This is a genomic window from Pseudomonas sp. 2995-1 (assembly GCF_002742505.1).
Taxonomy (GTDB): Bacteria; Pseudomonadota; Gammaproteobacteria; order Pseudomonadales; family Pseudomonadaceae; genus Aquipseudomonas; species Aquipseudomonas sivasensis.
In genome coordinates, this window is sequence record NZ_LJSA01000548.1 from 1 (window position 1) to 387 (window position 387).

A 387-nucleotide genomic window follows, 5' to 3' on the forward strand; every position below is an offset into this window, starting at 1 on the left:
GTTTTCAGTCATTCTCCCGGTTATCGTATCCGTGACATAATATCTTTGGTATACAAAATCTCCGCAGTAAATTTGGTTGGTAATCATACTATCCATGGAAGTACTATGCCACTTCTTTTTTTCTTTGGCGGTTTTCGTTCAATAACAGTCTATGGAAAAAATAGATATGTTCCCTTGGTGAAAGTAAATGGGGAGGGTATCCTCAAGAGTACATATCCTTGTTCTCCCACAGGTTTTTAAAGCAAGTATTTCATTTCAAAGAAACACTATCTCAAAGCATTCTCAAATAGATTCAGAGTCCAGTAGTCTAGCGAACTTCTAGACTACTGGACTCTGATTTTCCACTCCCCTTTATTTGAACAGTTTATTATTTGATAAACACACTCA

Annotated in this window: 1 protein-coding gene; it reads right to left on the reverse strand. The window is 36.4% G+C overall.

Annotated features, from left to right (window positions below; all coding sequences use genetic code 11):
• Positions 1-96, reverse strand: a 96-nt coding sequence (locus AOA61_RS33005; protein WP_368731125.1) for a hypothetical protein, incomplete at its 3' end; no start/stop codon positions are given.
• Between the last annotated feature and the right edge of the window lie 291 nt (positions 97-387).